Annotated in this window: 23 protein-coding genes; 9 read left to right on the forward strand and 14 right to left on the reverse strand. The window is 72.1% G+C overall.

Going from position 1 to position 26,545, the window contains the following annotated elements:
* The first annotated feature begins 4 nt into the window (after positions 1-4).
* Both leuA and ACF07S_RS05770 read left to right on the forward strand, forming a co-directional pair.
* Complete coding sequence (gene leuA / locus ACF07S_RS05765) at positions 5-1,726, forward strand: 2-isopropylmalate synthase (RefSeq protein ID WP_391962082.1); 1,722 nt, start codon at positions 5-7, stop codon at positions 1,724-1,726.
* 184 nt (positions 1,727-1,910) lie between these two features.
* A complete protein-coding gene (locus tag ACF07S_RS05770; RefSeq protein ID WP_391962081.1) occupies positions 1,911-2,612 on the forward strand; it encodes a TerB family tellurite resistance protein in 702 nt (233 codons plus the stop codon).
* Positions 2,613-2,909: 297 nt separating this feature from the next.
* On the opposite strand, the gene ACF07S_RS05775 is transcribed toward ACF07S_RS05770, so the two are convergent.
* Positions 2,910-3,230: a hypothetical protein gene (locus ACF07S_RS05775; RefSeq protein WP_391973509.1), complete on the reverse strand. Its 321-nt coding sequence runs from the start codon at positions 3,228-3,230 to the stop codon at positions 2,910-2,912.
* Between the two features lie 529 nt (positions 3,231-3,759).
* Positions 3,760-4,347 carry a TetR family transcriptional regulator gene (locus ACF07S_RS05780; protein WP_391962079.1) on the reverse strand — a complete coding sequence of 196 codons (588 nt, stop codon included), beginning with the start codon at positions 4,345-4,347 and terminating at the stop codon, positions 3,760-3,762.
* A 96-nt stretch (positions 4,348-4,443) separates the two neighbouring features.
* Between ACF07S_RS05780 and ACF07S_RS05785 the strand changes: the two genes are divergently transcribed.
* Entirely contained in the window at positions 4,444-5,493 is a 1,050-nt protein-coding gene (locus ACF07S_RS05785) for an NAD(P)-dependent alcohol dehydrogenase (protein WP_391973510.1), read from the forward strand.
* Between the two features lie 519 nt (positions 5,494-6,012).
* Here the strand turns inward: ACF07S_RS05785 and ACF07S_RS05790 are convergent.
* Positions 6,013-6,312, reverse strand: coding sequence for a hypothetical protein (locus ACF07S_RS05790; RefSeq protein ID WP_391962077.1), 300 nt, complete (start codon positions 6,310-6,312; stop codon positions 6,013-6,015).
* 321 nt (positions 6,313-6,633) lie between these two features.
* On the opposite strand from ACF07S_RS05790, the gene ACF07S_RS05795 reads away from it, so the two are divergent.
* The 3 genes from ACF07S_RS05795 to ACF07S_RS05805 are packed head-to-tail and all read left to right on the forward strand — an operon-like array spanning position 6,634 to position 8,506.
* Positions 6,634-6,849 carry a hypothetical protein gene (locus tag ACF07S_RS05795; RefSeq protein ID WP_391962076.1) on the forward strand — a complete coding sequence of 72 codons (216 nt, stop codon included), beginning with the start codon at positions 6,634-6,636 and terminating at the stop codon, positions 6,847-6,849.
* A gap of 35 nt (positions 6,850-6,884) precedes the next feature.
* The gene (recO, locus tag ACF07S_RS05800; protein WP_391962075.1) at positions 6,885-7,631 is read left to right on the forward strand and encodes a DNA repair protein RecO; all 747 of its coding nucleotides are present in this window, start codon (positions 6,885-6,887) and stop codon (positions 7,629-7,631) included.
* 35 nt (positions 7,632-7,666) lie between these two features.
* The gene (locus ACF07S_RS05805; protein ID WP_391962074.1) at positions 7,667-8,506 is read left to right on the forward strand and encodes an isoprenyl transferase; all 840 of its coding nucleotides are present in this window, start codon (positions 7,667-7,669) and stop codon (positions 8,504-8,506) included.
* 95 nt (positions 8,507-8,601) lie between these two features.
* Here ACF07S_RS05805 and ACF07S_RS05810 read toward each other — a convergent pair whose 3' ends face one another.
* The 4 genes from ACF07S_RS05810 to ACF07S_RS05825 form a co-directional block, all read right to left on the reverse strand.
* Positions 8,602-9,012: a Fur family transcriptional regulator gene (locus tag ACF07S_RS05810; protein ID WP_391962073.1), complete on the reverse strand. Its 411-nt coding sequence runs from the start codon at positions 9,010-9,012 to the stop codon at positions 8,602-8,604.
* A gap of 62 nt (positions 9,013-9,074) precedes the next feature.
* The gene (locus ACF07S_RS05815; protein WP_391962072.1) at positions 9,075-9,977 is read right to left on the reverse strand and encodes a metal ABC transporter permease; all 903 of its coding nucleotides are present in this window, start codon (positions 9,975-9,977) and stop codon (positions 9,075-9,077) included.
* On the reverse strand, positions 9,977-10,744 hold the full coding sequence (locus tag ACF07S_RS05820) for a metal ABC transporter ATP-binding protein (protein WP_391962071.1): 768 nt from the start codon (positions 10,742-10,744) through the stop codon (positions 9,977-9,979). Before ACF07S_RS05820 ends, ACF07S_RS05815 begins: the two co-directional genes overlap by 1 nt.
* Before the next feature lie 19 nt (positions 10,745-10,763).
* Complete coding sequence (locus tag ACF07S_RS05825) at positions 10,764-11,786, reverse strand: metal ABC transporter substrate-binding protein (protein ID WP_391973511.1); 1,023 nt, start codon at positions 11,784-11,786, stop codon at positions 10,764-10,766.
* Positions 11,787-11,946: 160 nt separating this feature from the next.
* On the opposite strand from ACF07S_RS05825, the gene ACF07S_RS05830 reads away from it, so the two are divergent.
* Positions 11,947-13,329 (forward strand): glycine--tRNA ligase, encoded by a 1,383-nt coding sequence (locus tag ACF07S_RS05830; RefSeq protein WP_391962069.1) that lies wholly within the window; start codon positions 11,947-11,949, stop codon positions 13,327-13,329.
* A 128-nt stretch (positions 13,330-13,457) separates the two neighbouring features.
* Here the strand turns inward: ACF07S_RS05830 and ACF07S_RS05835 are convergent, their stop codons facing one another.
* The gene (locus ACF07S_RS05835) at positions 13,458-13,664 is read right to left on the reverse strand and encodes a hypothetical protein (protein WP_391962068.1); all 207 of its coding nucleotides are present in this window, start codon (positions 13,662-13,664) and stop codon (positions 13,458-13,460) included.
* A 255-nt stretch (positions 13,665-13,919) separates the two neighbouring features.
* Positions 13,920-15,365 carry an MFS transporter gene (locus ACF07S_RS05840; protein WP_391973512.1) on the reverse strand — a complete coding sequence of 482 codons (1,446 nt, stop codon included), beginning with the start codon at positions 15,363-15,365 and terminating at the stop codon, positions 13,920-13,922.
* A 97-nt stretch (positions 15,366-15,462) separates the two neighbouring features.
* Here ACF07S_RS05840 and dusB point away from each other — a divergent pair, with 97 nt between their 5' ends.
* Both dusB and ppdK read left to right on the forward strand, forming a co-directional pair.
* The gene (gene dusB, locus ACF07S_RS05845) at positions 15,463-16,617 is read left to right on the forward strand and encodes a tRNA dihydrouridine synthase DusB (protein WP_391962066.1); all 1,155 of its coding nucleotides are present in this window, start codon (positions 15,463-15,465) and stop codon (positions 16,615-16,617) included.
* A 779-nt stretch (positions 16,618-17,396) separates the two neighbouring features.
* On the forward strand, positions 17,397-20,159 hold the full coding sequence (ppdK, locus tag ACF07S_RS05850; protein WP_391962065.1) for a pyruvate, phosphate dikinase: 2,763 nt from the start codon (positions 17,397-17,399) through the stop codon (positions 20,157-20,159).
* Between the two features lie 140 nt (positions 20,160-20,299).
* On the opposite strand, the gene ACF07S_RS05855 is transcribed toward ppdK, so the two are convergent.
* The 5 genes from ACF07S_RS05855 to ACF07S_RS05875 form a co-directional block, all read right to left on the reverse strand.
* The gene (locus ACF07S_RS05855; protein ID WP_391962064.1) at positions 20,300-20,752 is read right to left on the reverse strand and encodes an LAETG motif-containing sortase-dependent surface protein; all 453 of its coding nucleotides are present in this window, start codon (positions 20,750-20,752) and stop codon (positions 20,300-20,302) included.
* Between the two features lie 138 nt (positions 20,753-20,890).
* Entirely contained in the window at positions 20,891-22,048 is a 1,158-nt protein-coding gene (locus ACF07S_RS05860; protein WP_391962063.1) for an alkaline phosphatase PhoX, read from the reverse strand.
* Positions 22,049-22,357: 309 nt separating this feature from the next.
* On the reverse strand, positions 22,358-22,708 hold the full coding sequence (gene nirD / locus ACF07S_RS05865) for a nitrite reductase small subunit NirD (protein WP_391962062.1): 351 nt from the start codon (positions 22,706-22,708) through the stop codon (positions 22,358-22,360).
* On the reverse strand, positions 22,705-25,302 hold the full coding sequence (gene nirB, locus ACF07S_RS05870; RefSeq protein WP_391973513.1) for a nitrite reductase large subunit NirB: 2,598 nt from the start codon (positions 25,300-25,302) through the stop codon (positions 22,705-22,707). Before nirB ends, nirD begins: the two co-directional genes overlap by 4 nt.
* Positions 25,302-26,519 carry an NAD(P)/FAD-dependent oxidoreductase gene (locus tag ACF07S_RS05875; RefSeq protein ID WP_391962060.1) on the reverse strand — a complete coding sequence of 406 codons (1,218 nt, stop codon included), beginning with the start codon at positions 26,517-26,519 and terminating at the stop codon, positions 25,302-25,304. Before ACF07S_RS05875 ends, nirB begins: the two co-directional genes overlap by 1 nt.
* Between the last annotated feature and the right edge of the window lie 26 nt (positions 26,520-26,545).

A 26,545-nucleotide genomic window follows, 5' to 3' on the forward strand; every position in this document is an offset into this window, starting at 1 on the left:
CATCATGGCGAACCGCCAGCAGCCCAGCCCTATGCCGATCCACAAGTACGGCCGCTACGAGCAGGTCGACCTCCCCGACCGCACCTGGCCGCAGCAGCGGATCACCACCGCTCCCCGCTGGCTCTCCACCGACCTGCGCGACGGCAACCAGGCCCTGATCGACCCCATGTCGCCGGCCCGCAAGCGCGCGATGTTCGACCTGCTGGTCACGATGGGCTACAAGGAGATCGAGGTCGGCTTCCCGGCCTCCGGCCAGACCGACTTCGACTTCGTCCGCTCCATCGTCGAGGACCCGGACGCCATCCCGGACGACGTCACCATCTCCGTACTGACCCAGGCCCGTGAGGACCTGATCGAGCGCACGGTGGAGTCCCTGAAGGGCGCCAGGCGCGCCACCGTCCACCTGTACAACGCCACCGCCCCGGTCTTCCGCCGGGTCGTCTTCCGCGGCTCCAGGGACGACATCAGGCAGATCGCCGTCGACGGCACCCGTCTGGTCATGGAGTACGCCGAGAAGCTGCTGGGCCCGGAGACGGAGTTCGGCTACCAGTACAGCCCGGAGATCTTCACCGACACGGAGCTGGACTTCGCGCTGGAGGTCTGCGAGGCGGTGATGGACGTCTACCAGCCCGGCCCGGGCCGCGAGATCATCCTCAACCTGCCCGCCACCGTCGAGCGCTCCACCCCCTCCACCCACGCCGACCGCTTCGAGTGGATGGGCCGTCACCTGTCCCGCCGCGAGCACGTCTGCCTGTCGGTCCACCCGCACAACGACCGCGGCACCGCCGTCGCCGCCGCCGAGCTGGCGCTGATGGCCGGCGCCGACCGCGTCGAGGGCTGCCTGTTCGGGCAGGGCGAGCGCACCGGCAACGTCGACCTGGTCACCCTGGGCATGAACCTGTTCTCGCAGGGGGTCGACCCGCAGATCGACTTCTCCGACATCGACGAGATCCGCCGTACGTGGGAGTACTGCAACCAGATGGAGGTCCACCCGCGCCACCCGTACGTGGGCGACCTGGTCTACACGTCCTTCTCCGGCTCCCACCAGGACGCCATCAAGAAGGGCTTCGACGCCATGGAGGCCGACGCGGCCGCCCGCGGAGTCACCGTGGACGACATCGAGTGGGCGGTCCCGTACCTGCCCATCGACCCCAAGGACGTCGGCCGCTCCTACGAGGCCGTCATCCGCGTCAACTCGCAGTCCGGCAAGGGCGGCATCGCCTACGTCCTGAAGAACGACCACAAGCTGGACCTGCCGCGCCGGATGCAGATCGAGTTCTCGAGGATCATCCAGGCGAAGACGGACGCCGAGGGCGGCGAGATCACCCCGGCCGACATCTGGGCGGTCTTCCGGGACGAGTACCTGCCCAACCCGGAGAACCCCTGGGGCCGCATCCAGGTCGCGAACGGCCAGACCACCACCGACCGCGACGGCACGGACACCCTCACCGTCGAGGCCACGGTCGACGGCGTGGAGACCACCCTGGTCGGCACCGGCAACGGACCGATCTCGGCGTTCTTCCACGCGCTGCAGGACGTCGGCGTCGACGTACGCCTGCTCGACTACCAGGAGCACACGATGAGCGAGGGCGCCTCCGCGCAGGCCGCCTCGTACATCGAGTGCGCCATCGGCGACAAGGTGCTGTGGGGCATCGGAATCGACGCGAACACCACGCGGGCCTCGCTGAAGGCGGTCGTCTCGGCCGTCAACCGCGCGGCGCGCTGACCAGCCGAATCGGCGGTTTGAGGCCCCGCTCGCCGGAAAACGGCGGGCGGGGCCCCGTCGTATACCGGCCATCTGTGCGTGCGGGTCACGGAAAGGTCTCGTCCGGGGTACTGACTCCGCCTCATGGATGTGGCTAACATCACGCAAGCGCGGCGATGATGCTGCGGTGTTACGGAGGTGCGACGTGCTGCCAGGACGGGGACCCGACGGCCGTGCCGCTGTCGCCAGACTGTCGCGCCTGCTGGGCACCCGCACCTCGTGGACGCCTGTCGGCGACGGGGAGTTCTTCTGCCCCGGCTGCGGCGGCGACCGCAACTACCAGCGGCTGACCGGACACCGCCGCTTCGCCCTGTTCGGCGTGCCGGTGCTGCCGCGCGGCGCGACCGGACCCGTCGTCGAATGCGCGGCCTGCCGCCGCCACTTCGGCACCGACGTCCTGGACCATCCCACCACCACCCGCTTCTCCGCGATGCTCCGCGACGCCGTGCACACCGTCGCCCTCGCGGTGCTGGCCGCGGGCGGCACCTGTTCCCGCGCGTCCCTGGAGACCGCCGCGGCCGGGGTGCGTGCCGCCGGCTTCGACGACTGCACGCAGGAGCAGCTGGCCGCGCTCGTGGAGGCGCTGGAGGCGGACACCGGCCGCTACACCGGCGAACCCTGCGTGGCGGGTCTGGCCATCGAGCTGCACGAGGCCCTGGACCCGCTGGCCCCGCACCTCGCCGCCCCGGGCCGTGAGTCGATCCTCCTGCAGGGCGCCCGCATCGCCCTGGCCGACGGCCCCTACACCCCCGCCGAACGCGACGCCCTGGCCACCGTGGGCGCTGCCCTCACCATCTGCTCGGACGACGTGACCCGCCTGCTGGCAGCGGCACGAACCCCGTCCTGACCGCACGCCCCGGATCGGGAGCGGGAGCGGCCGCGTTGTCCGAAGGCCGGCCGGAAGCCTCCGTCACGGGCCGGGCCCGTGGGGTGGCCGAGGGGCCCGGGCGGAGAACCACGTGGATGCGGTCGGCGCCGGGGCGAAGCCTGTCCAAGTTCTCGGAACCAGGTATCCGGTACGGCCGTCCTGCCGTGCGCCCCTCATGCGGGAGGCCGTTCGACGGGGCGCGGGACCGGGCCCGGCCGGTGATCGTGGCGTACGAACCGGGGCCGGTGGCACCGGGGTGGCCGTGAGCCGGCCGGCTCACAGGGAGTGGCTGAGCCAGCGCTGGATGGTGGTGTTGATGCTGCCGGACAGCGCGCTCAGGCTCTCGATGGCCTCGCGGTCCTCCGGGCGGGGCGGGATGCCGGCGGCGGTCAGGGCGGCGTGCAGGTCCAGACGGCGGCGGTCGCGCGGGTCGATGGCGATGTCGATCCGTTCGGCCGGGTGCGGCGGCGGCAGCAGGTAGTCGCCGTCCCGCTGCCCTTCCGCCGGGGGCCACCGGACGGAGTCCGGGCCGGCCCCGCGGGGGTGGGGGCCGGCGAGGGCATGATTCGGGCCGTACTCGAAAGCGGTCGCGGTCATGTCGGTCTCCTCACCAAGCAGTGTCGGTTCCGCAGGACAGGAGGCCGGCCGCACCCGCCCCGGTTGCGACCGGGGCGGAACGTCACGCCGACGGCGTCATCGTCAGTTCATCGTCCGGTCGGACGAATGGCCCGGAGGTCGCCGCCGGCGCCTGCCTCGACCGCCTCGGCTGGACCCTCGTCGGCCTCGGCCTGCGGTTGGCCGCCGCGCCGAGGACACCGGCCCCCGCGCCCCGGAGGGCCGGCGAACCGGCCTTCCGGCGGCAGCGCACGTCCCGGGCGGGGCGTTCGCCGGTGGCGGGAAGCGGAGGACCGCGCGGTCGCCGCAGGCGTTGCCGTCGGCGAGGAGGGCCGGGGGTACGGCCGTGAGGGCGAGGCTGCGCGTGGCCGGTTGCGCGTGGCCGGTGACGTGCTCATGAGCCCCGCGGCATCACGCCCCGGCCCGCACCCGGGCAACGGCCGTGTTCCTCCGGGGAGTACCCCGGGGCGGGGAAAGGCGTCCCCCCGCCGCGGTGCTCACGCCGGGCGGCTCAGCCGGCCGCCATGGCGCGGCGCACGCTCTCGCGGAGCAGGGCGCGGCGCTGCTCGTGCGCTTCCGCGGGCTCCTGGGCGGTCGCCGCGTAGACGTTACTGACCGGCGACCAGGCCATGGACATGGCGATGACGAGGGCCATCACGTCGAACGGGTCCCCCTGCCGCACCAGGCCGGCGGCCTGGGCGTCGGCGATGGCGCGCAGCTTGCCGTCGTGGCGGCTGCCGTGGTTCTCCACCAGGTGGCCGGCCGGGCGGCGCTCCAGCCGCGCCCAGGTGGCCAACCGGATGAGGTCGGGGCGGCGGAGATACTCGTCGTAGAGGCGTACGGCCCAGTCCGCGAGGTCGGCGGCGTCGATCGGGACGACGTCCACGATCCGGTCCAGGGACCCGAGGAAGATGGCGTCGAAGAGCCCTTCCTTGTTCCCGAAGTAGGCATAGAGCTGCGCCTTGTTCGTGCGTGCGGCGGCCACGATCCGCTCGACGCGGGCGCCGGCGATCCCGTGCTCGGCGAACTCCCGGGTCGCCACGTCCAGGATGCGCTGGTACGTCGCCGCTCCGCGCGAGGTCAGGGGTTGGTCTGCCATACCCGGCACGCTACCAACCAGAACAGTTGGTTTGCTTTGCGGCCCGGGTACGCCTACCGTGAAGCAGACAGAACAGTCTGTTTAAGGAGAGGCACTGTGCGGACGACAACCGGCTGGCAGGCGGACGGCACCACGGGGGAGCTGCGGCGCGCACCCCTGGAGCGGCGCGATCTGCGCCCCGACGACATAGCGGTCCGGGTCGACTACTGCGGCGTCTGCCACACCGACCTGCGCGCCGTCGCCGGCCACGACCCCGAGGCGGGCCGCCCCTTGGTGCCGGGCCACGAGTTCACCGGCGTGGTCACCGAGAAGGGCCCCGCGGTCACCCGTTTCTCCGTCGGCGACGCCGTCGCGGTCGGCAACATCGTCGACTCGTGCGGCGAGTGCCCCATGTGCGACGCCGGTCAGGAGAACTTCTGCCACGCCTTCCCCACCCTGACCTACGGCGGCGTCGACCGGCACGACGGATCGACCACCCTCGGGGGCTACTCCCGTGAGTACGTCGTCCGCGAAGGATTCGCCTACCCGCTCCCCGCCGCCCTGGACCCGGCCGCCGCCGCTCCGCTGCTCTGCGCCGGGGTCACCGTCTGGGAACCGCTGCACACCCTGGGCGTGGGACCGCGGACCCGTGTCGCCGTGGCGGGACTGGGCGGCCTGGGCCACCTCGCGGTCAAGTTCGCCGTGGCGCTGGGAGCCGACACCTCGGTCATCAGCCGCTCACCCGACAAGGCCGACGACGCACGCCGACTCGGTGCCCACGGCTTCGTCGTCTCCACGGACCCGGACCGGATGACCGCCGCCCGTGACCGGTTCGACGTCGTCATCGACACCATCTCGGTCCCGCACGACCTCGGCCCGTACCTGCGCCTGGTCGCCATGGACGGCACGCTCAGCCAGGTCGGACACATCGGACCCGTCACCGTGGAGACCATGGACCTGCTGGTGGGGCGCAAGAAGCTCAGCTCCGCGGGCAGCGGCGGCAGGCCCGCGACCGCCGCCATGCTGGAATTCTGCGCCGAGCACGCCCTCACCGCCGACATCGAACTGCTCGCCTCGGCACGGGTGAACGAGGCACTCGACCGATTGCACCGCAACGACGTCCGCCACCGCTTCGTCCTCGACATGTCCGACCTGAGCGGTCCGTGAACACTCGGAGCCGAAGTGTTCACGGTTTCTCGAAGCACCCCCGGCCCCCCACCGGTCGCCGCCGGGCCGCCCGCCCGCTTCCGTCACCTCGCGAGCGGCGCTTCGCCGGCAGCCCGCACACCCGGCCGCGCACGTGCCCGGGTGTCCTTCGCCGGTGGTGTCGGGCCGGTGTGGGTGGCGCAGAAGGCGAGGACGTCGGCCGCCAAGTCCACCCAGCGGGAGGCGGTGCGGAAGCCGTGGCCGACGTCGGCCCCGGTGCGCGGGCGCCGTACCGACGCCGCACGGGCGGGAGCGTCCGTACCGTCCGGGCAGGCCCACGCCACCGGAGCCGTTCCCCGCGGGCCGGGGGCGAGCCGCGGGCGAGGAGGACCGCGAGCGACTCCCCGGCCGTCCTCACCCTGCACCTGACCTACTCGAGCCGAGGCCGGAAAAGGCTTTCCGCCGCATCTCCGGGGACGCACTGACGCTCCATTCGGCCGGACACCTCGTCCTCGGTGTACTCGGCCGACGCGAATGGGTTCACGCCGGCGTGACCGACTCCGGTTCGGCCGCCCTCACGAAGTAATCCGCATACCGCCCCTCGTCAATCGGCTTCCCGCGTGGCCACTCGAAAGCGCCGTCGGTTTGCGGCGCATCGTCAATCCGCTGAGCCACGTCCAATTGGGGCCTGCGAATGGCCTGTTCGAGCCGACCGGCGCAGCCGCCGGACACGAACAGCCGCGCACCCGGCTCCACCTGCGTGAACCTCGCACCCTCCCGCCGCCGTTCCGGCTCCGCGCCGAAAAATTCCCACGCCGGCTGACGCGAACCATTGGCCACGGCCAACCCTCATGTTCCGAACCGCACTTGCAGGGCAGAAGATCCTGCCGAGTATAGGCCGGACACGGCATTCCGGGGACGCGAAGAGTGAAACCGGAAAAGCGCGGGGATCACCGTGAAGGCACGGTACTCGGCGCTCCGCGTCGAAGAAACGGAGGAAGTGGTGAAGGAATTGCGGGCGACACTCGCGAAGGCCGGAATTTCCCTGCCGTCACCGGGGCCGGACCCGGTGAGTCTTGCGCGGGAGGCGCCCTGTCCGCTCATCGAACCGGGGCGGTGCCCCGCGGGGACCGCGCGGCGGATCGCGGCGGCGGTGGCGCGATGAAGCCGCCCGTCGGTGCGTACGTCATGGACACCAGGACCGAGCGGATCGGCATCGTCATGGGGCATGAGGGGCCCTACGTCCAGCTGAGGCCGTACGGCGGCGGCAGGGAGTGGGACGCCGATCCCGGGGTCGTCCGGCGCGCGACGCCCGCCGAGCGGCTGAGCGCGGCGACGGCCTACGCCAACGCCCGCAGCCGCGGTGAGGTGCCCTGAAGGCGGGCGGCGAAGCGTAGGCGACAATGGGTGCCATGAGCCTGTTCCGCGACGACGGCATCGTGCTGCGCACCCAGAAACTGGGTGAGGCGGACCGGATCATCACCCTGCTCACACGCGGTCACGGGCGGGTACGCGCCGTGGCCAGGGGCGTGCGCCGGACGAAGTCCAGGTTCGGTGCGCGCCTCGAACCGTTCTCGCACGTGGACGTGCAGTTCTTCTCCAAGGGGAGCGAACTGGTCGGCCGCGGTCTGCCGTTGTGCACGCAGAGCGAGACGATCGCGCCGTACGGCGGCGCCATCGTCACCGACTACGCGCGCTACACCGCCGGGACGGCCATGCTGGAGACGGCCGAGCGGTTCACCGACCACGAGGGGGAGCCGGCGGTGCAGCAGTACCTGCTGCTGGTCGGGGCCCTGCGGACCCTCGCCCGGGGCGAGCACGCGCCGCATCTCGTCCTCGACGCGTTCCTGCTGCGCTCCCTCGCCGTCAACGGGTACGCGCCCACGTTCACCGACTGCGCGAAGTGCGGGATGCCCGGCCCGAACCGGTTCTTCTCGGTCGCGTCGGGCGGTTCCGTCTGCGCCGACTGCCGGGTGCCCGGCAGCGTCGTACCCTCGCCGCAGGCCCTGGCACTCCTCGGAGCGCTGCTCACGGGAGACTGGGAGACCGCGGACGCGTGCGAGGCGCGCCACGTCCGGGAGGGGAGCGGGCTGGTGTCCGCCTACCTGCACTGGCACCTGGAACGCGGGCTGCGTTCGCTGCGGTACGTCGAGAAGTAAGCCACAGACCAACAGCCGAAGGAGACGAGAAGCACATGGTGGTACGCGGGTTCCTGGGGCGTCAGCGCCGGGAGTACAGGACGCCGGAACCGCACCCCTCCGGCGCGCGGCCCCCCAAGCTCCCCGGGGAGCTGGTCCCCAACCATGTGGCGATCGTCATGGACGGCAACGGCCGGTGGGCGAAGGAGCGCGGGCTGCCGCGCACCGAGGGCCACAAGGTCGGGGCCGAGCGGGTGCTGGACGTGCTGCAGGGCGGGGTCGAGATCGGTGTCGGCGCGATCTCCCTGTACGCCTTCTCCACCGAGAACTGGAAGCGCTCGCCGGACGAGGTGCGCTTCCTGATGAACTTCAACCGTGACTTCATCCGCAGGACCCGGGACCAGCTCGACGAGCTGGGGATCCGGGTGCGGTGGGTCGGGCGGATGCCCAAGCTGTGGAAGTCGGTGGCCAGGGAGCTCCAGATCGCCCAGGAGCAGACGAAGGACAACGACCGGCTGACGCTGTACTTCTGCATGAACTACGGCGGACGGGCGGAGATCGCCGACGCCGCGCAGGCGCTCGCGGAGGACGTGCGGGCCGGCCGGCTCGACCCGTCCAAGGTCAACGAGAAGACGCTGCAGAAGTACATGTACTACCCGGACATGCCGGACGTGGACATGTTCCTGCGGCCGAGCGGTGAGCAGCGCACGTCCAACTACCTGCTGTGGCAGAGCGCGTACGCGGAGCTGGTGTTCCAGGACGTGCTGTGGCCGGACTTCGACCGGCGTGACCTGTGGCGGGCCTGTCTCGAATTCGCCTCCCGCGACCGCCGCTTCGGCGGGGCCGTCCCGAACGAGGAACTGCTGGCGATGGAGGGCGGACAGCCCGAGGGCTGACGCCGGGGCCGCGTGTCGGTGTCCCCGCCCGTGGTCCACCGGGGGCGGGAACACCGGGGCGTCCGCGGCGCCGTGCGGGCGGACGGGCCGCGCCGCTAGGCCGCCGCGCACTCCGCGCAGGTGCCGAAGATCTCGACCGTGTGCGCCACGTTGACGTAGCCGTGCTCGGCGGCGATGGCCTCGGCCCACTTCTCCACGGCCGGGCCCTCCACCTCGACCGCCTTGCCGCAGTTGCGGCAGACCAGGTGGTGGTGGTGGTCGCCGGTGGAGCAGCGGCGGTAGACGGACTCGCCGTCGGCGGTGCGCAGGACGTCGACCTCGCCGGCGTCGGCGAGGGACTGCAGGGTGCGGTAGACCGTGGTGAGCCCGACCGAGTCGCCCTTGTGCTTGAGCATGTCGTGCAGTTCCTGCGCGCTGCGGAACTCGTCGACCTCCTGAAGGCACGCCGACACGGCGGCACGCTGCCGGGTGGAGCGGCCCTTCACGGGCGGTCCTGCGGTCGTCACGGGAATGCCTCCTCACATCTGGCCTCTGCCCGGGCCATTGTGCCAGCCCGGGCTGAGACCGGTCAGGCGCCGACCTCGCCGCGGTCCGTGCGGCTGGCCGGAATCGCGCACTCGGCGGGATCGCCGCCGGGCTGTGCGGCGGCCAGGGCCCGGGCGCGGCGGCGGGCCAGCGGGGTGGCCAGCACGGTGAGCGCGATGAACGCGCCGATCGTCAGCAGCACGATCGTCGCGCCGGGCGGCACGTCCTGGTAGTACGAGGTGACCGTGCCGCCGATGGTCACGCTCACCCCGATGGCGACGGCGACGGCGAAGGTGGCGGCGAAGCTGCGGGTGAGCTGCTGGGCGGCCGCGACGGGCACCACCATGAGCGCGCTCACCAGCAGCAGGCCGACCACGCGCATCGCGACCGAGACCGTCACCGCCGCCGTGACCGCGATCAGCAGGTTCAGGAACCGCACCGGCAGGCCCGTCACCCGGGCGAACTCCTCGTCCTGGCTGACCGCGAACAACTGCCGGCGCAGACCGACGGTGATCAGGACGACCAACGCGGCCAGCAGGCAGATGGCCGTCACGTCGGACTCGGAGACCGTGGACAGGGAGCCGAAGAGGAACGAGGAGAGGTTCGTGGTGGAACCGCCGGGGGCGAGGTTGACGAACATCACGCCGCCCGCCATGCCGCCGTAGAACAGCATCGCCAGGGCGATGTCGCCGCGGGTCCTGGCGTACCAGCGGACCAGTTCCATGAACAGGGCGCCGAGGACGGAGACCAGCGTCGCCATCCACACCGGGGACCAGGAGAGCAGGAAGCCCAGGCCGACGCCGGTCATGGCGACGTGGCCGATGCCGTCGCCCATCAGGGCCTGGCGGCGCTGCACGAGGTAGATGCCGACGGCGGGGGCGGTGACGCCGACCAGGACGGCGGCGAGCAGCGCCCGCTGCATGAAGGCGTAGTCGAGGATCTCCATCAGCTGAGCAGTCCCGTGCGGATCGGTTCGGTGCCCGCCGGTGCGTGCGGGTGTACGTGGTCGTGGCCGGGCAGGGCGTGCTGGCCGACGGCCTTCGGGGGCGGGCCGTCGTGCAGGACGCAGCCGTCGCGGAGCACCACCGCCCGGTCGATCAGGGGCTCCAGGGGGCCCAGTTCGTGCAGGACGAGCAGGACGGTGGCGCCCTCGGCGACCTGGTGCCGCAGCGTGTCGGCGAGGACCTCCTGGCTGGCCAGGTCGACGCCCGCCATCGGCTCGTCCATGATCAGCAGTTCGGGTGCGGCGGCGAGCGCCCGGGCGATCAGCACCCGCTGGTGCTGGCCGCCGGAGAGGGCGTCGACGGAGTCCCCGGCGCGGTCCGCCATGCCGACCAGGTCCAGGGCGTGGCGTACGGCCTCGCGGTCGGCCTTGCGGAAGACGCCGAAGCGGGTGCGGGCCAGGCGGCCGGAGGAGACGACCTCGCTCACCGTGGCCGGGACGCCGCCCGCGGCGGTGGTGCGCTGCGGTACGTACCCCACGCGCGCCCAGTGGCGGAACCGGCGCTGCGGGGTGCCGAACAGCTCGATCCCGCCGGCGCTGACCGGCACCTGGCCGATGACGCTGCGCACGGCCGTCGACTTGCCGGAACCGTTGGCGCCGAGCAGCGCGACGACCTCACCGCGGTGCACGGTGAGGTCGATGCCGCGCAGGACGGGGCGCGAGCCCAGTTCGGCGCGGACGCCGCGCAGGGATATGACGGGCTCGGTCATGCCGTCCTCCGATGGTCGCTCACTTGGCTCCCAGAGCCGTCTGCAGGGCCTTGAGGTTGGCCTCCATGACCTGGAAGTAGTCGTCGCCGCGGGACTTGCCGGTGATGCCCTCGACCGGGTCGAGGACGTCCGTCTCCAGTCCCGCGTCGCCGGCGAGGGTCTTGGCGGTCTTGTCGCTGACGAGCGTCTCGTAGAACACGGTGGTGACGCCGTCGGCCTTGGCCATCTTCTCAAGTTCCTTCACGCGGGCGGCGCTGGGCTCGGACTCGGGGTCCAGACCGCTGATGGCCTCCTCGGTCAGGCCGTAGCGCTCGGCGAGGTAGCCGAAGGCGGCGTGCGTGGTGATGAAGACGTCGGTCCTCGTGTCCTTCAGGCCGGTCTCGAACGTGGTGTCCAGCTCGTTCAGCTTCCCGACCAGGGCCGCGGTGTTCTTCCTGTAGTCGGCGGCGTGGTCCGGGTCGGCCTTCTCGAGGGCCTTGCCGACGCCCTCGGCGACCTCGGCGTACTTGACGGGATCGAGCCAGACGTGGGGGTCCTTGCCGTCCTCCGTCTCGTGGCTGTGCCCCTCTTCCCCGCCCTCGTGGCCGTGCTCCTCCTCGGCGTGGCCTTCTTCGGCGTGCTCCTCCTCGGCGTGCTCGTCCGCGTGGCCGCCGGCCTCGGCGCCGTGCTCCTCGAGCGTGGTCAGGGTGGCCGCGTCGATCTTCGTCCTGACCTCGGACTGGCCGATGGCCTCGTCGACGGAGGGCTGCAGGCCCTTGAGGTAGAGCGCCGCGTCGGACTCCTGGAGCTGCGCGGTCTGCTTGGCGCTGATCTCCAGGTCGTGCGGCTCCTGGCCGGGCTCGGTGAGGCTGGTGACGTTGACGTGCTCGCCGCCGATCTGCTCGGCGAGGAACGCCATCGGGTAGAACGACGCGACGACGTCGAACTTGTCGGTGCCGCCCGCCGCGGCGCTGTCGGAGGAGCAGGCGGAGAGCGTGCCGAGGCCGAGGGCGGTGACCGCGGCCACCGCGGCCGCGGATATGTGGTGTCGTCGTACGTTCATGACACTCATTTTCAACAAATATGGAAACCGTTGTCAACAAAGCACGTGAGAGGCCCGGAGCGGACACCGATTTGGTCGAGGGGCAGCTCGCGCCGGTAACCTGAGGCATTCGCTGGAAGCATCTCGCTCCGTCGCCCGTCGTCGTAATGAAGAGAGCACCGTGGCCGCCGACAAGATCGACACCATCGTCAGCCTGAGCAAGCGCCGTGGCTTCGTATTCCCCTGCAGTGAGATCTACGGCGGCCAGCGTGCCGCCTGGGACTACGGGCCGCTGGGTGTCGAGCTCAAGGAGAACCTCAAGCGCCAGTGGTGGCGCTACATGGTGACGTCGCGCGAGGACGTGGTCGGCATCGACTCGTCCGTCATCCTGGCCCCCGAGGTGTGGGTGGCCTCCGGCCACGTCGCCACCTTCACGGACCCGCTGACCGAGTGCACCTCCTGCCACAAGCGGTTCCGCGCGGACCACCTGGAGGAGGCGTACGAGGAGAAGAAGGGCCACGCCCCCACGGGCGGCCTCGCCGACCTCAACTGCCCCAACTGCGGCAACAAGGGCACCTTCACCGAGCCCAAGCAGTTCTCCGGCCTGCTCTCCACCCACCTCGGCCCGACGCAGGACTCCGGCTCCGTCGCCTACCTGCGTCCCGAGACCGCCCAGGGCATCTTCACCAACTTCGCCCAGGTGCAGACCACTTCGCGTCGCAAGCCGCCGTTCGGCATCGCCCAGATGGGCAAGTCCTTCCGCAACGAGATCACGCCCGGCAACTTCATCTTCCGCACCCGCGAGTTCGAGCAGATGGAGATGGAGTTCTTCGTCAAGCCGGGCGAGGACGAGGCGTGGCAGGAGTACTGGATGGAGCAGCGCTGGAACTGGTACACCGGCCTCGGCATGCGCGAGGAGAACATGCGGTGGTACGAGCACCCCAAGGAGAAGCTCTCCCACTACTCCAAGCGCACCGCCGACATCGAATACCGCTTCTCGTTCGGCGGCAGCGAGTGGGGCGAGCTGGAGGGCGTCGCCAACCGCACCGACTACGACCTCGGCGCCCACGCCAAGGCCTCCGGCCAGGACCTCTCCTACTTCGACCAGGAGGCCGGCGAGCGCTGGACGCCGTACGTCATCGAGCCGGCGGCCGGTGTCGGCCGGGCCATGCTCGCCTTCCTCCTCGACGCCTACGTCGAGGACGAGGCGCCCAACGCCAAGGGCAAGATGGAGAAGCGGACCGTGCTGCGGCTCGACCACCGCCTCGCCCCGGTGAAGGTCGCGGTGCTCCCGCTGTCCCGCAACCCCGAACTGTCGCCGAAGGCCAAGGGCCTGGCGCAGGCGCTGCGGCAGAACTGGAACATCGAGTTCGACGACGCGGGCGCCATCGGCCGCCGCTACCGCCGCCAGGACGAGATCGGTACGCCGTTCTGCGTGACCGTCGACTTCGACACGCTGGACGACAACGCGGTGACCGTGCGCGAGCGCGACACGATGAAGCAGGAGCGCGTCTCGCTGGACCAGATCGAGGGCTACCTGGCCTCGCGGCTGATCGGCGCCTAGCTCCCGACCGGCGCGCGCCGGGCACGTCGGCCCCCGGTACGGGACCCCTCAGCGGTCCCGTGCCGGGGGCTTTCGCGCGTGTCGAACCGGCGGGGTGGAGCCGCACGCATCGCGTTCCCGCCGCCCGCTCACGCCGCCGCGGGATCCACCGTCGCCTGGTGGGCCTCGGCGAGATGCTCCTGCGCCTTGAGCCACGGCAGGAACTGTGCGCCCCTGCGCCAGCCGCACGTGTCACATCTGATCGTGCGCTGCACACCGGTGCGCCGGACCCGTACGACGTGTTCGCGGCCGTGCAGGTCCCAGCGGCTCACCTTGCTCGTGTCGATCTGCGGCATGACTCCTCCGGCCTCCGCGACGGCTGTCGCTGTTCTCCTGCCCCCGATCGGGCACGACAAGGAGTGTGTACCAGGAACGGCGTCAACAGGCGTGCCGGGAAAGGCGGTTCCACTCCCCGGCGGCTCGCGGTACGGTCCCCGCGGGACCGTCGGCGGGCGCGGGAGGGGACGGCGGCAGGGCTGACGTGCCGGGAGTGTTCGCCGCCGCGCACGCGCCGGCGGTGTCGTCGTGGTCCGCTGCTCCCGCCGGACCGATCACGCGTTCGTTCCGGCGGGCCGGGCGATCTCCGCGGACCGGAGGCTCCCGGCGGTCCGCTCCGCGGTCCGGCGGGCCCAGCGGCCCGAGGTCAGCGCGCCCACCAGGAGGACCACCAGGCCGCACCCGGCCAGGATCCACCAGCCGGGCCGTGCCGCCGGCACGAAGGCGTCCGCGTACGACGACGAGCCGACGCCGGCCGCGAGCACCGCGCCGACCACCGCCACGCCCAGCGTCTGGCCCAGCTGGCGGCTGGTGGACGCGACCGCCGAGGCCACCCCGGCCCGCTCGGTCGGCATGCCGGAGACGGCGGTGTGGGTGATCGGGGCGTTGACGAAGCCGAAGCCGATGCCGAAGAGCACGTAGCCGAGGAAGAGGGTGGTGTCGGACGTCTCGGCCTCGAAGAGGGCGAAGAGCAGCCCACTGGCCGTCATCGCGCCGCCGGCGATCAGCAGCGGCAGGCGCGGGCCCCGGCTGCCGACCAGCCGGCCGGAGAGCGGGGCGCACAGGAAGGTCGGGACGGCCATCGGGAGCATCCACAGTCCCGCCTCCAGGGCGCTCAGGCCCCGCACGTTCTGCAGGTACAGCGTGGACAGGAACAGGAAGCCGCCGAGCGCCGCGAACGCGCCGACCGCGATCACCGTGGCCCCGCTGAACGGAGCGGAGCGGAAGAAGCGCAGGTCGACGAGGGGTTCGCGGCGACGGGGCTCGTACCACAGCAGGGTGAGCAGGGCGAGCAGCGCCACGGCGGCGAAGGGGGCGATCACCGGGAGGGCGGCGTGCGGGGCCTCGATGATCGCGTAGGTGAGGGAGCCGAAGAGGACGATCACCAGGAGCTGGCCGACCGGGTCCGCACGGCGGGCCCCGGGCGCGCGGGACTCCGGGACGAGGCGCCAGGTGAGCAGCAGGGCGGCCAGACCCACGGGCAGGTTGATCCAGAAGATGGCACGCCAGCCGACCGACTCCACCAGCAGGCCCCCGATCAGGGGACCCGCGGCCATCGAGATGCCGACGACCGCGCCCCAGACCCCGATCGCGCGGGCCCTCTCGCGCCGGCCGGTGAAGGTGTTGGTGATGATCGACATGGCGACGGGGTTGAGCATCGAGCCGCCCACCGCCTGCACCATCCGGAACACCACCAGCGACGACAGGTCCGGCGCCAGCGAGCACAGCAGCGAGCCCAGGGTGAAGACCACCAGGCCGGCCATGAAGACCCGCTTGCGGCCGATCCGGTCGGCGGTGGAGCCCGCGAGCATCAGCAGCGAGGCCAGGACGAGCGTGTAGGCGTCGATGGCCCACTGCAGACCGGAGGTGCTCGCGCGGAACTCCCTCTGCAGGGCGGGCAGGGCGACGTTGAGGACCGTGTTGTCCAGGCTCACGATCAGCAGGCTCATGCAGCAGATCGCGAGCACCAGCATGCGTCGGCCGTGGCTGAGCTCGGGCATGGACGCCATCGTACGCCCGCTTCGATAGTGCGGCTAACTAATGGCATCTACACGGGCTGCGCACCGGGCACCTCGCGGCATGCGGGACAATGGGGGAATGTCCACGCCCTCGCCGACGACGAACCCGACCCTGCGCATCGGCCCGCACGCGGTCCGGCCGCCCGTGGTGCTCGCCCCCATGGCCGGGATCACCAACGCGCCCTTCCGCACCCTGTGCCGGGAGTTCACCGGCGGCAAGGGCCTGTTCGTCAGCGAGATGATCACCACCCGGGCGCTGGTCGAGCGCAACGACAAGACCATGCAGCTGATCAGGTTCGACGCGAGCGAGGAGCCCCGCTCCATCCAGCTGTACGGCGTCGACCCGGTGACCGTCGGCAAGGCCGTCCGCATGATCGCGGAGGAGGACCTCGCCGACCACATCGACCTCAACTTCGGCTGCCCGGTCCCCAAGGTGACCCGCAAGGGCGGCGGTTCGGCCCTCCCCTACAAGCGGAACCTGCTGCGGGCCATCCTGCGCGAGGCGGTCGCCGGGGCCGGTGACCTGCCGGTGACGATGAAGATGCGCAAGGGCATCGACGACGGCCACCTCACCTACCTGGACGCCGGCCGGATCGCCGTCGAGGAGGGCGTGACCGCCATCGCGCTGCACGGCCGCACGGCCGCCCAGCACTACGGCGGCACCGCCGACTGGGAGGCCATCGCCCGGCTGAAGGAGCACGTCCCGGAGATCCCGGTGCTCGGCAACGGCGACATCTGGTCGGCCGGGGACGCGCTCAGGATGGTGCGCGAGACGGGCTGCGACGGCGTGGTCGTGGGCCGGGGCTGCCTGGGCCGGCCGTGGCTGTTCGCGGACCTGGTCGCGGCCTTCGAGGGGCGCCCCGGGGACAGCGCGCGGCCCGCCCTGCGCGAGGTGGCCGACGTCATGGTCCGGCACGCCGCGCTGCTCGGCGAGTGGCTCGGCGACGAGTCCCGCGGCGTGATCGACTTCCGCAAGCACGTCGCCTGGTACCTGAAGGGCTTCGCGGTCGGCTCGCAGATGCGCAGGCGGCTCGCGGTCACCTCCTCGCTGGCGGAACTGCGGGCCGGGCTCGACGAGCTGGACCTCGGCCAGCCCTGGCCGGACGGTGCCGACGGCCCCCGCGGCCGTACCTCCGGCAACAACCGGGTGGTGCTGCCGGACGGCTGGCTGAAGGACCCCTACGACTGCGCGGGCGTCGGTGAGGACGCCGAACTCGACACCTCCGGCGGCTGATCGGCCCCCGGCCGGGCGGGGGCCGGAGCCGCAGGCGGTCAGGGAGCGCCCGCGCGACGCGTCCGTCCGCCGCACCGGCGCCTCCGCGGCCGGCCTGAGTGCTTCCCCTCCGGTTCCCGTCGCCGGTCCTCTCCCGCTCCTCCGGGTCCTTGGCGGCGGTGTCGGCACCGGCGGGGCGCCGACACCGCGGGCGGCGGCGAGGACGTGGCGGCCCCGGCGGACGGGGCGGGCGGCGAGGGGAGGCGCGGCGGCGCGTGAGGACGGGCGACCCGGGAGTTCCCTCCGTGCGGAGGCGCGGTGAGGGGGCGGACCCGGTGTGGGGCCCGGGCCCGCCGACGTTCCGTACGGGCGGGCCGGTCGGCGCGTTCATCCGCGGGGGCGGGTCAGGTGCGGGAACGGGTCCGCATGGTGGAATCCGGCTCGGTGTGACAGCGTGATTCTCGCCACCCTTGATAAGGGTGGTGCTCAGATGAGCAGATCATGAGCGGCTGCAAGTCTCAAAGGGTGGCACTCGGTGCCACCTCTTGATCGTTCATCGAGCGAAATCAAACGTAGAGGATGTCGCTCGCATGAGCGCTCCCGTGGTCCTCGGGGAGGAGTGTGCGTTCAAGAGGTGAAAACACTCGACCGTGACCGCTTGCCAGCCTTTGACTTTCGATCCGCTGGCGGACGGGTGGTTACAGTCGCATGACGCTCGAGTAGACGTACCCAGACGCCTTTGATCTGGGTATGTTCCTCGCCGTCAGGGCAGCCACCGCGTCCTCGAGGAGTCGAGACCCGTGTCGGAAAACAAAGATCTCCAGGTAGCTCAGCCGGGCGCGAGCGTTGAGGACGTGAAGTTCGTCTACGACTTCACCGAGGGCAACAAGGACCTCAAGGACCTGCTCGGCGGCAAGGGTGCCAACCTCGCCGAGATGACCAAGCTGGGCCTTCCCGTCCCGCCCGGCTTCACCATCACCACGGAGGCTTGCAAGGTCTACCTGGACAGCGGTGAGGAGCCCGCGGCACTGCGTGACGAGGTGAGTGCGCACCTCGACGCCCTCGAGCAGCGGATGGGCAAGAAGCTCGGACAGGCCGACGACCCCCTCCTCGTGTCGGTCCGCTCCGGTGCCAAGTTCTCCATGCCGGGCATGATGGACACCGTCCTGAACATCGGCCTCTCCGACAGGTCGGTGCAGGGCCTGGCCCGGCAGGCCGGCGACGACCGGTTCGCCTGGGACTCCTACCGGCGCCTCATCCAGATGTTCGGCAAGACCGTCCTCGGTGTCGACGGCGAGCTCTTCGAGGACGCGCTGGAGGCGGCGAAGGCGGCCAAGGAGGTCACCGTCGACACCGAGCTGGAGGCCGCCGACCTCAAGAAGCTGGTCACCAGGTTCAAGAAGATCGTCAGGACCGAGGCCGGCCGGGACTTCCCGCAGGACCCGCGCGAGCAGATGGACCTCGCCATCAAGGCGGTCTTCGACTCCTGGAACGGCGACCGCGCCAAGCTCTACCGCCGTCAGGAGCGCATCCCCCACGACCTCGGCACCGCCGTCAACGTCTGCTCCATGGTCTTCGGCAACCTCGGCCCGGACTCCGGCACCGGTGTCGCCTTCACCCGTGACCCCGCCTCCGGCCACCAGGGCGTCTACGGCGACTACCTGCAGAACGCCCAGGGCGAGGACGTCGTCGCGGGCATCCGCAACACCGTGCCGCTCGCGGAGCTGGAGCGCATCGACAAGCGGTCCTACGACCAGCTGATGCAGATCATGGAGACCCTGGAGAACCACTACAGGGATCTCTGCGACATCGAGTTCACCATCGAGCGCGGCCGGCTGTGGATGCTGCAGACCCGCGTCGGCAAGCGCACCGCGGGCGCCGCCTTCCGCATCGCCACCCAGCTGGTGGACCAGGGCCTGATCGACGAGGCCGAGGCACTCACCCGCGTCAACGGCGCCCAGCTCGCCCAGCTGATGTTCCCGCGCTTCGACGACGGGTACGCCCGCGGCGGGAAGGGGGTCGAGCAGGTCGGGCGCGGCATCGCGGCCTCCCCGGGCGCGGCCGTCGGCAAGGCGGTCTTCGACTCCTACACCGCCGTCAAGTGGTCCCGCTCCGGCGAGCAGGTCATCCTGATCCGCCGCGAGACCAACCCCGACGACCTCGACGGCATGATCGCGGCCGAGGGCATCCTCACCTCGCGCGGCGGCAAGACCTCCCACGCGGCCGTGGTCGCCCGCGGCATGGGCAAGACCTGTGTGTGCGGCGCGGAGGAGCTGGAGGTCGACACCAAGCGCCGCCGGATGACCGTCCCCGGCGGGCACGTGGTCGAGGAGGGCGACGTCGTCTCCATCGACGGCTCGACGGGCAGGGTGTACCTCGGCGAGGTCCCGGTCGTCCCCTCCCCGGTCGTGGAGTACTTCGAGGGCCGGATGCACCCGGGCGCCGACGACGCCGACGAACTGGTCGAGGCCGTGCACCGGATGATGGCCTTCGCCGACCGCAAGCGCCGGCTGCGGGTGCGCGCCAACGCCGACAACGCCGAGGACGCCCTGCGGGCGCGGAGGTTCGGCGCCCAGGGCATCGGCCTGTGCCGCACCGAGCACATGTTCCTCGGCGACCGGCGCGGGCTGGTGGAGCGGCTGATCCTGGCCGACACCGAGACCGAGCGCGAGGAGTCCCTCAAGGCGCTGCTCCCGCTGCAGAAGCGGGACTTCGTCGAGCTGTTCGAGGCGATGGACGGCCTCCCCGTCACCATCCGCCTGCTCGACCCGCCGCTGCACGAGTTCCTGCCCGACATCACCGAGCTGTCGGTACGCGTCGCCCTCGCGGAGTCCCGGCAGGAGCCGCACGAGAACGAGCTGCGGCTGCTCCAGGCCGTGCACCGGCTGCACGAGCAGAACCCGATGCTGGGCCTGCGCGGTGTCCGGCTCGGCCTGGTCATCCCGGGCCTGTTCACCATGCAGGTGCGGGCCATCGCGGAGGCGGCGGCCGAACGCAAGGCGGCCAAGGGCGACCCGCGGGCGGAGATCATGATCCCGCTGGTCGGCACGGTCCAGGAACTGGAGATCGTCCGCGAGGAGGCCGACAAGGTCATCGCCGAGGTCGAGGCGGCCACCGGCACCGGGCTGAGGCTCGCCATCGGCACGATGATCGAGCTGCCGCGCGCCGCGCTGACCGCCGGACAGATCGCGGAGGCGGCGGAGTTCTTCTCCTTCGGCACCAACGACCTCACCCAGACGGTGTGGGGCTTCTCCCGGGACGACGTGGAGGCCTCGTTCTTCACGGCGTACCTGGAGAAGGGCATCTTCGGGGTGTCGCCGTTCGAGACGATCGACCAGGACGGTGTCGGCTCCCTGGTGAAGCTCGCCGCCAGGGCCGGCCGGGCGACCCGCCCCGACCTGAAGCTCGGCGTCTGCGGCGAGCACGGCGGCGACCCGGAGTCGGTCCACTTCTTCCACGAGGTCGGCCTGGACTACGTCTCCTGCTCCCCGTTCCGGATCCCGGTCGCCCGGCTGGAGGCCGGCCGCGCGGCGGTCGCGTCGACGGGCAGCGACCACCGCTGAGCCCTCCGGGGCCCGTTGGGCTCCGGAGCCGTTGTCCGCCACCCGGCCCTCACCGGTCGGCGGCGGCTCCGGAGCACGAAGGGGAGGGCGGTACCCGTGCGGGGGTGCCGCCCTCCCGCGTGCCCGGACCGGCTACGGCGTCAGCGGTTCCCGCGCCGCCTGCGGGCCGTGAACAGCACGCCGCCGCCCGCGAGGAGCACGGCGGCACCGCCGGCCGCGATGTACGGGGTGGCGTCGCTGCCACCGGTCTCGGCGAGGTCGGTGCCGCCGCCCCGGTCGTCGGCGCCGGTGTCCGTGCCGGTGCTCCCGGCGCCGTCGCCGGTGCCGGTGTCGCCGGTGTCGCCGGTGTCGTCGTCCTCCGTCGCGGGGACGAAGTCCGCCGGGGGCCGGTCGCAGCCGATGCCGTCGCCGTCCCGGTCCAGGTGCTTGCCGTAGTGGCCGCTCGTCACGGGGATGTGGGCGTGCCCGTTGGCGTACGCCTCGGAGCAGTTCTCGAACGGGGTGTTGCCGCCGTGTGCCTCGGCAGTGACCGGCAGCGCCGCCAGTGCCAGCGCGGCAACGGCCACGGCAGCGGACTTGTGGAACGGATTCACAGGGAGCCCCCCAGATGGTGCGTGTGCGGTGCGAGGCTGTCGAAGCTACTGGGGGGCTCGTGGTGCGACGGGGTTACGGAGGACCCGTGATGCGAACGTGACGTGACCGAAGGGTAACTCTCCGTTTCGAACCCCTCGTTACACTCGGAAGGGTCCCTTCACCTCGTACGTGATGCCGCCGGTCGAACTGCCGCTCGTACCGCGCTGGCTGGAGAAGTACAGGCGGCTGCCGTCCGGGGAGAAGGCGGGGCCGGTGATCTCGGAGCCGGACTGGCCGCCGACGCGCAGGAAGGGGGCCACCACGTCGTCGGGCGTGATGACGCAGATCTCCATGGTGCCGCCGTCCTCGGCCACGAAGAGGTCGCCGGAGGAGGTGCCGGTGACGTTGTCGACGCCGGTCAGCGGGGCCGTGCCGCCCGTCACCAGCGAGTCGTCGTAGGCGAGTTCGACGGTCTGGGCGGAGGCGTCGTACCGCCAGACGCGGTTGTCGCCCTTCGTGGTGAACCAGCAGGTGTCGTCCGCGTAGTAGCAGCCCTCGCCGCCGTTGAAGCGCTTGGCGCCGGAGACCTGGTTGCGGGTGGCGGTCGCCCCCGACGGGTCCGGGACCCGCGACCAGCTCACCGGACCGCTGGTGCCGCTGCCGGCGACCAGCACCTCCAGCGTGCCCGACGACAGGTCGCCCCAGGTGGTGGGCCGGAAGCGGTAGAAGCAGCCGTCCGACACGTCCTCGGTCAGGTAGATCACCTTGCGCACCGGGTCGGCGGCCGCCGCCTCGTGCTTGAAGCGCCCCATGGCGTCCCGGCGGACGGCCGCCTTCACCCCCCACGGGTCGGTCTCGTAGACGTACCCCCGGTCCACCTCCTCGCAGGACAGCCAGGTGTTCCACGGGGTCTTCCCGCCCGCGCAGTTCTGCCGGGTGCCGGACAGCACGCGGTACGCGCCCGTGATCGCGCCGGTGGCCGAGAACCTCAGCGCGCTCGCCCCGCCCGAGGGGTTGATCTCCGAGTTGGAGACGTAGATCCAGCCGGCGCCGTCCGCGTAACAGGCGCCGCCGTCGGGGGCGTTGTGCCAGGTGTACGAGGTGCCGGCGACCGTGCGGCCGGAGCGGGCGACGACCCGGCAGGTGAAGCCGGCGGGCAGGCTGATCCCGTTCGCGTCCGCCGCCCCGAGGGGGCCGTAGGGGCCTGCGCCGGGCTGGGCCGGGGCGGCGTGGGCCGCGCCCCGCCACAAGGTTCCGCCGAGCACGGCGGAGGTACCGCCGAGGGCGGTCGCGCGAAGGAAGGTACGGCGTTCCACTGTCGCTCCCGGGTGTCCCGTGACCGCCCCGCCGCCGGCCGGCGGCGGGGACGTGCGGGGAGGAATCTAAGGGAGTGGAATGAACATGCCATGGACGCGGTGGCACGGGAGGATGGCCGGTGTCCGCGCGGTGGACGCCATGGGCCCGGGACGCCCCCGTGGAGGACGGCGCCCCGGCCGGGGCGCGGGCCGGGGCGGTGGAGCGCGCCGTCGGCGCGGGAGCCCGGGCAGGCGCACGCGCGCCGCCGATGGTGACGCCCTCGGGCGGCCGGCCGCCCGGCAGCGGGAACTCGACGGGCCCCCGCGCCGTCAGGCCGCCTCCGCCTCGTACGCCGTCACCCGCACCGTCTCGTCGTCCAGGCACCGGCCCGACTCCAGGTCGAAGCGCTGCTTGAGCAACGGCGAGGCGACGAAGGGCCGGCCCTGGTGGGTGCCGGTCAGGCCGCGGGAGAGGACCGCCGCGCCGGTGAAGGGGTCGCGGTTGTCGATGGCGTAGAGGCGACCGGCGCGGTCGGCGAAGACGGCGGCCTGCCGGCCGTCGGGGAGGAGGGCCGCCACCCCCCGGCCGGGGAGCAGCGTGCTCAGGTCGCAGACCGTGAACCAGCCCTCCGCCAGGCGGAGCCGGACCTTCAGATCGGTGGTCTCGAGCGTCAGGGTCATCGCGCGGCGCTTCCTTCCAGGATGTCGTCGGAGGGCCGGAGGCCGATGGCCAGCAGCGGCAGGTCGGGCTTGATCTGGTCGCGCTCGGGGACGAACGCGACCACCGGGTCGGGGGTGTCGGGCGCGTTCACGAACGACACGAACCGGGCGAGCTTCTCCGGGTCGTCGATGGTCTCGGCCCACTCGTCGCGGTAGTGGGAGACGTGCGCGGCCATCAGCGACTCCAGTTCGTCGCAGATGCCGAGGGAGTCGTGCACCACCACGTCCCGTACGTGGTCCAGGCCGCCGGGGAGCCGGTCCAGCCACACGCTGGTGCGCTCCAGACGGTCGGCGGTGCGGATGTAGAACATCAGGAACCGGTCGATCAGGCGGATCAGTCCGGCGTCGGAGAGGTCCTGCGCGAGCAGGTCCGCGTGGCGCGGGGTGGCGCCGCCGTTGCCGCCGACGTACAGGTTCCAGCCGCCCGCGGTGGCGATGACGCCGAAGTCCTTGGACCGGGCCTCCGCGCACTCGCGCTGGCAGCCGGAGACCGCCGACTTGAGCTTGTGCGGCGACCTGAGCCCCCGGTAGCGCAGCTCCAGGTCGATCGCCATGCGCACGGAGTCCTGCACGCCGTAGCGGCACCAGGTCTGCCCCACGCAGGACTTCACCGTGCGCAGCGACTTGCCGTAGGCGTGGCCGGACTCGAAGCCGGCGTCCACCAGGCGGGTCCAGATCAGCGGGAGCTGCTCGACCCGCGCGCCGAACATGTCGATGCGCTGCCCACCGGTGATCTTCGTGTAGAGGCCGAAGTCGCGGGCGATCTCGCCGATCACGATCAGCTTCTCCGGGGCGATCTCGCCGCCGGGGATGCGGGGCACGACCGAGTACGAGCCGTTCTTCTGCAGGTTGGCCAGGAAGTGGTCGTTGGTGTCCTGCAGGGCCGCCTGCTCGCCGTCCAGGACGTGGGTGCCGGCGCCGATCACCGGGGCGAGGGAGGCGATGATCGAGCCGACCGCCGGCTTGCAGACCTCGCAGCCGTCGCCGCCCCGGGCCGCTTCACGGCCGTGCCGGTCGAGGAGGTCCCGGTAGGAGGTGATGCGCAGGGCGAGGACGATCTCGTACAGCTCCTCGCGGGTCCGGGCGAAGCAGCCGCACAGGCCCTTGTCGACCTCGACGCCGCTCGCCTCCAGCTCGGCGGTGATCAGCTGGCCGAGCACCTTGACGCAACTGCCGCACGTCGTACCGGCCTTGGTGCACTTCTTCACCTCGGGCACGGTGGTGCAGCGGTGCTCGGTGACCGCGCCGCGGATCGTGCCCTTGCGGACGTTGTTGCAGGAGCAGATGATCGCGTCGTCCGGCAGCGCGGCCGGGCCGAGCTGGGCGGGCGCGCCGGCGCCGGCGGGCAGCACCAGCGACTCGGGGGAGACGGGCGGGACCGAGCCGGTGAAGGCCTTCAGCGTGCCGTACGCCTCCGCGTCGCCGACCAGGATGCCGCCGAGCAGCGTGCCGTCCCGGCCGATGACCAGCTTCTTGTACAGGCCGGCCCGGGAGTCGGAGTAGACGACGTCCAGGCAGCCGGCGGTGGCGCCGTGCGCGTCGCCGAAGGAGGCCACGTCCACGCCGAGCAGCTTCAGCTTGGTGGACAGGTCCGCGCCGGTGAAGGACGCCTCGTCGGCGGCGATCGTCGCGGCGGCCGTCTCGGCCTGCTCGTAGCCCGGGGCGACCAGGCCGTACACCCGGCCGTCGGCGGCCAGCGCGCACTCGCCGATCGCGAAGACGTGCGGGTCGGTGACCGTGCGGCACCGCTCGTCGACCGCGATGCCGCCGCGCTCGCCGACGGTCAGCCCGCAGTCGCGGGCGAGCTGGTCGCGGGGGCGGACACCGGCGGAGAACACCACCAGGTCGGTGGCGAGTTCGGAACCGTCGGACAGCCTCATCCCGGTGACCGCGCCGTCCTCGCCGACCACGATCTCCTGCGTGCCGACGCCGGTGTGGACGGACAGGCCCATGTCCTCGATGGTGCGCAGCAGCGCCGCGCCGCCGCCCTCGTCGACCTGCACGGGCATCAGGCGGGGCGCGAACTCCACGATGTGGGAGGTGAGTCCGAGGCCCTTGAGCGCGCCCGCCGCCTCCAGGCCGAGCAGACCGCCGCCCACCACGGCGCCGGTCGTCGCCCTCCTCGCGTACTCCTCGATCGCGAGCAGGTCCTCGATCGTGCGGTAGACGAAGCAGCCCTCGGCGTCCTTGTTCGGCACCGGCGGCACGAACGGGTAGGAGCCGGTGGCCAGCACCAGGACGTCGTAGTCGACGGTCAGCCCGGAGCGGGCCCGCACCCTGCGCGCCGCGCGGTCGACCGTCTCCGCCGGGTCGCCGATGTGCAGCTCGATGCCGTGTTCCTCGAGGAACGCCGGGTCCGTCAGGGACAGGTCCTCGGGGGTCCTGCCCGAGAAGTACGAGGTGAGCGCCACGCGGTCGTAGGCCGGCCGCGGTTCCTCGCACAGCACGACCACGCGGTGCGTGGCGGTCAGGCCGCGCTGGGCCAGCGCCTGGAGGAAACGCTGGCCGACCATGCCGTGGCCGACGAGCACGATGGTCGGTGTGTCCGTGGACATCAGGAGCCTCCGTCATGGGTGAGCAGGTGGAGCAGGGGCCCGCCGCCGGAGGGGAGCGGCTCTGCTCCCTCCCAGGCGCGCGCGAGGGCGCCGACGGTGCCGAGTTCGCCGACGAGGACCCCGCCGACCAGGCGGTCGTCGCGGACGACGACCTTGCGGTGGGTGCCCCGGGTGGCGTCGGTGAGCTGGACGACGTCGTCGCCCGGCAGCGCCTCGGTCTCGCCGAACGCGGCGAGGTCGAAGGGGCTGTCGGACCCGGTGAGGGTCAGCCGGGTCAGGGAGCGGGTGCCGGTGTAGCGGGCGCCGGTGTCCCCGGCGAGCAGCGCGGCGAGCGCGTCGGCCTGCTCCAGCGCCGGGGCGGCGAGTCCGTACACCGTGCCGGCGTGCTGGACGCAGTCGCCGACGGCGTGGATGTACGGGTCGGAGGTGCGGAGCTCGTCGTCGACGACGATGCCCTTGCGGACCTCCAGCCCGGCCGCCTCGGCGAGCCCGGCCCGCGGGTGCACCCCGCAGGCGAGCACCACGAGATCGGCGTCCAGCGCGTAGCCGTCGGACATCTCCACGGAGCGGACCGCGCCGCCGGCGCAGCGCACGTCCCGCACCCGGCACTCGGTGTGCACCTCGACGCCGAGCCCGGTCAGATGCCGCTCCACCAGCGCGGACGCGGCCGGGTCGAGCTGGCGTTCCATCAGCCGTTCGGACTGCTGGGCGAGGACGACCTGCGCGCCGCGCACGGCGAGCGCGCGGGCCGCGGAGACCCCGAGCAGCCCGCCGCCGATCACCACCGCCCGCACACCGGGCCGTACCGCCTTGGCCAGGCCTAGGCAGTCGTCCATGGTGCGGAACGCGTGCACGCCCTCGGGCAGCTCGTGGTCCTCGGTGAACAGGCCGCGCAGCGGCGGCAGTACGGGGTTGGAGCCGGTGGCCAGGACGAGCCTGCCGTACGCGATCGCCGAACCGTCCGCGCAGGCGACGGTCCGCCCGGCGCGGTCGATGCCGGTGACCCGGGCCCGGGTCAGCTCCGCGGGCGCCGGAAGGGCGATCACCTCGGGGCCGTAGCGCCCGGCCAGCACCTCGGCGAGCAGCACCCGGTTGTACGGGCGGTGCTCCTCCTCGCCGATCAGCGTCACGGGCGTGCCGAGCTCGCCGAGCCGCCGGGCGAGTCGTACGCCCGCGAGGCCGGAGCCGATCACCACCACACGCTCGTTCGAGGTCATGTCATCGAGCGTGCGGTGCGGGTGTT

The sequence above is a fragment of the Streptomyces sp. NPDC016640 genome, assembly GCF_043076215.1.
Taxonomy (GTDB): domain Bacteria; phylum Actinomycetota; class Actinomycetes; order Streptomycetales; family Streptomycetaceae; genus Streptomyces.

Coding starts and splice junctions, on each gene's coding strand:
- ACF07S_RS05815 (WP_391962072.1), bottom strand. CDS start 9,977: ATGGAGATCCTCGACTACGCCTTCATGCAGCGGGCGCTGCTCGCCGCC.
- ACF07S_RS05795 (WP_391962076.1), top strand. CDS start 6,634: ATGAAGCCGCCCGTCGGTGCGTACGTCATGGACACCAGGACCGAGCGG.
- ACF07S_RS05835 (WP_391962068.1), bottom strand. CDS start 13,664: ATGCCGCAGATCGACACGAGCAAGGTGAGCCGCTGGGACCTGCACGGC.
- nirD (WP_391962062.1), bottom strand. CDS start 22,708: ATGACCCTGACGCTCGAGACCACCGATCTGAAGGTCCGGCTCCGCCTG.
- ACF07S_RS05825 (WP_391973511.1), bottom strand. CDS start 11,786: ATGAACGTACGACGACACCACATATCCGCGGCCGCGGTGGCCGCGGTC.
- recO (WP_391962075.1), top strand. CDS start 6,885: ATGAGCCTGTTCCGCGACGACGGCATCGTGCTGCGCACCCAGAAACTG.
- ACF07S_RS05840 (WP_391973512.1), bottom strand. CDS start 15,365: ATGCCCGAGCTCAGCCACGGCCGACGCATGCTGGTGCTCGCGATCTGC.
- dusB (WP_391962066.1), top strand. CDS start 15,463: ATGTCCACGCCCTCGCCGACGACGAACCCGACCCTGCGCATCGGCCCG.
- ACF07S_RS05780 (WP_391962079.1), bottom strand. CDS start 4,347: ATGGCAGACCAACCCCTGACCTCGCGCGGAGCGGCGACGTACCAGCGC.
- leuA (WP_391962082.1), top strand. CDS start 5: ATGGCGAACCGCCAGCAGCCCAGCCCTATGCCGATCCACAAGTACGGC.
- ACF07S_RS05875 (WP_391962060.1), bottom strand. CDS start 26,519: ATGACCTCGAACGAGCGTGTGGTGGTGATCGGCTCCGGCCTCGCGGGC.
- ACF07S_RS05820 (WP_391962071.1), bottom strand. CDS start 10,744: ATGACCGAGCCCGTCATATCCCTGCGCGGCGTCCGCGCCGAACTGGGC.
- nirB (WP_391973513.1), bottom strand. CDS start 25,302: ATGTCCACGGACACACCGACCATCGTGCTCGTCGGCCACGGCATGGTC.
- ACF07S_RS05805 (WP_391962074.1), top strand. CDS start 7,667: ATGGTGGTACGCGGGTTCCTGGGGCGTCAGCGCCGGGAGTACAGGACG.
- ACF07S_RS05775 (WP_391973509.1), bottom strand. CDS start 3,230: ATGACCGCGACCGCTTTCGAGTACGGCCCGAATCATGCCCTCGCCGGC.